This window comes from Bacillus sp. AY2-1, from assembly GCF_008368965.1.
Classification (GTDB): domain Bacteria; phylum Bacillota; class Bacilli; order Bacillales; family Bacillaceae_G; genus Bacillus_A; species Bacillus_A thuringiensis_S.
Map to the genome: position 1 here is coordinate 17277 of NZ_QPEL01000033.1, position 2894 is coordinate 20170.

Genomic DNA, 2894 nt, shown 5'->3' on the forward strand with positions numbered 1-2894 from the left:
TGCGTCGGGTTTCGGCTCTGGTTTTGGCGCTGGCTTTGGCTCTGGCTTTGGCTCTGGTTTTGGCTCTGGTTTTGGCTCTGGCTTCGGCTCTGGTTTTGGCTCTGGCTTTTCAGATTTAACCACTTTAATCTTCAACTTATAGTTCCCTTTAAACGGATCTGTAATTTCAATTTCTTGTCCATCAAATACCTCACCTGTATGTCCACCAATTAAAATTACTTTTCCACTTGAAGAAATATAGCCTTCAATATAATAATTTAAATCACCTTTGGGACGCGCAGGATTTTCAAATGTGCTATTAGGCGTGATAACAATTTCATCATATGCTGGATCATCTGGTGTATACCATGCTAACGCCTTTGTTGGACTAAAAATCATTGTTGTAGATAATGCAATACCAATTGTCATAATACCAGCAGCAGTTTTTTTAGTAGTAGTCTTTTTAAACATGTGTGTAATCTATCACTAAACACTCAAATTGTTGAGTTATCCTAATTTAGTAATAGCTTCCTCCCTATATATAGCACTAGGATAATGCTCAATATCAACTAATTATTATTTAACCATATTAAAATATAACATTTTATATGGTAGTTGACTATTCGAAATTTAACTTTTTAGTCGATATCAATCAGCTCTTCTCTTGCTAATCCAAGTGCATATGCTAAAGTCATCAATGCCCGATTTCTTATCCTATGAAATTGGGATTCTGAAATATGAAATTGATTACAAAGCTGCACTACACTTTTATCTTTCTTAATATAATAATGAATAACCAATTGCCTTTGGGTTAACTCCAAACGACTAACCTTACGTAATAGAGAAGTAGTAAACTCACATGCCTCAATATTTTTAAGAGCCGTACTTTCTGTAGAAGAATGAAACGTGTTGTTTACTGTAGTTGATTCGTTCAAAGTGTACGATGCTGTAATCTTTGGTTGTTGTTTCTCTTCCAATGACCAAACATACAAATGATACTTTTTGAATTCTTTAAGAACAAGTTTAATAATTTTCTTTTCCTGTTTTTTAGTCGGTTCAACCAGCAATACCAACCAAATCACCTCCTACAATTTCACTTAAAGTAAAATTCTTAAGTTTAAAATGTTTTGAAATTTATATATGAAAATTGTTAATTCAATATTGGGAATTTTAGAAATAAGCAAATCCTATAGTACTTTTTTATCTTTTAGTGCAATTTTGTTTATAATATAAGAAGAATTACTTAAACAAAATATAAATGGTTTTATATTTTGGGATCATTTTCGTCTGTTAAAGCAGTAAAATACTTTGGAAGAAATAATTTTTCAATCGGAACTCCATAAAATTCTGAAATTCGTTCAGCTCTAGAGAGTGTTGTACTTTTACTCCCAATCTCAATCTCTCTTAGAACGCCTAATGATAAATTTAATTCCTTTGATACTTCTGCTAGAGAAAGATTTTTGGATTTGCGAATATTTCGCATGGTAATTCGAGTAGAAATATTATCCATATTCTCACCCCCTGAAAATATTGTATAGTTCTAAAAGATTAAAGTCAACTCTGAAAGATTAAAAATTATACTTTAAGTGAAAAAGAAAGGTGTTTGATTATATGAACCAAGAAGTTTTAGGAAAAAACATAAGAAAATTAAGAGCAATTAAGGGCGTTAATCAAACTGAGTTTGCTAAAGCAATGTCGGTTTCTGTTAGTGCTGTCTCCAGCTGGGAAAAGGGAGAAAAGAAGCCAAGACTAAATAAAATCTCTCAAATTGCTTCTTACTTCAATGTAACAGAGGCATATTTACTTACACATAATATTCGTGACGAGGATTTACGGAATGAAACTGGGGAAGAACCTATTGAACGTTTAGCTCGTCTTCTATATGATCGATTTATGAGCGTCCCAGATAAATATAAACCCGAGGTAGAACGTGAGTTAATTCGTTATGCTGATCTTTTAAAATTAGAAGCTAATTTAAAAAATGAAAATAATACAGACGATTAAGGGTCAGATATGAAAGGTAATTACGAGTCACTTAAGTTATCTAGATTTTCATATTTTTCTATGACATCTAGTAATTCTATAAATGTTTCTAATGTATCGGAGTTGGTATATTCCTTGCATTCTTTTACTATATTTACAAAAAAAGTTTGTTCCATAAGAGTTCCTACTTTCTAAATACCTTTTAAATGTATATTAAGATTTTTTAATATTGTTTTTAAAAAAATTTTAATCATATTAACCACATATAACAACATGAATATAACATATTCTACCACGGGATAGAACGTCTGTTCTACTTTTAAGTTCAAACAGGTTTCAAACCGTTACCATTTGCGCACCAAAGGTTTAGTTTGAGAACGTTCTATCCAAATATATTCCATCCTTATTATTACTTCAAGTATAATGTTCGAAGATTCGAAAGGATGGTGTATATGGCGACGGTAGGAGAGCATTTAATGTATTTTCGCAAAAAACGGGGATTAACACAATATGAAATCGCAAGTTACCTTAATGTCGCTCGTCCAACATACACAAATTGGGAAGCAAATAGGACTGAACCCGATCTCTCAACTTTAATAAAGATTTCAGATTATCTTGGTATATCACTTGATACATTAGTTGGGAGAAAATGTGATACAGATGTACAACTTGAAGAAATAAAAGACAAAATTAGTACTTTACCATTAGAAAAACAAAAAATTATTCTTGACTCACTGCTTGATTATACAGACTTAGTAAAAAAACATTTCATAGAATAACATGAATTCTTTTTCAATGACAACTTTTATATTCCAGTTTCGTTTTATTTTATATAGCAATGTTTTTTTATTTCGAATTTAATATTTTCCTTATATGTGAAGGGAAATAGGTTAGTAATTATACATAAAATTTTTAAAAATAAAAGGCTTGAG

Annotated in this window: 5 protein-coding genes; 2 read left to right on the forward strand and 3 right to left on the reverse strand. The window is 30.9% G+C overall.

The features are described 5' to 3' along the window. From DN403_RS31095 to DN403_RS09355, 3 genes are all read right to left on the reverse strand, one after another. Nucleotides 1-450 (reverse strand): hypothetical protein (locus DN403_RS31095; RefSeq protein ID WP_179958926.1); only part of this gene is annotated, 450 nt, incomplete at its 3' end. Nucleotides 451-617: 167 nt separating this feature from the next. Further along, nucleotides 618-1052, reverse strand: a complete 435-nt coding sequence (locus DN403_RS09350) for an ArpU family phage packaging/lysis transcriptional regulator (protein WP_149185418.1) — start codon at nt 1050-1052, stop codon at nt 618-620. A gap of 191 nt (nt 1053-1243) precedes the next feature. Beyond that, the gene (locus tag DN403_RS09355; protein WP_061667668.1) at nt 1244-1489 is read right to left on the reverse strand and encodes a helix-turn-helix domain-containing protein; all 246 of its coding nucleotides are present in this window, start codon (nt 1487-1489) and stop codon (nt 1244-1246) included. A 101-nt stretch (nt 1490-1590) separates the two neighbouring features. Between DN403_RS09355 and DN403_RS09360 the strand changes: the two genes are divergently transcribed. Then, complete coding sequence (locus tag DN403_RS09360; RefSeq protein WP_061667669.1) at nt 1591-1983, forward strand: helix-turn-helix domain-containing protein; 393 nt, start codon at nt 1591-1593, stop codon at nt 1981-1983. Between the two features lie 431 nt (nt 1984-2414). Next, a complete protein-coding gene (locus tag DN403_RS09365) occupies nt 2415-2741 on the forward strand; it encodes a helix-turn-helix domain-containing protein (RefSeq protein WP_063539023.1) in 327 nt (108 codons plus the stop codon). Nucleotides 2742-2894: the final 153 nt, after the last annotated feature.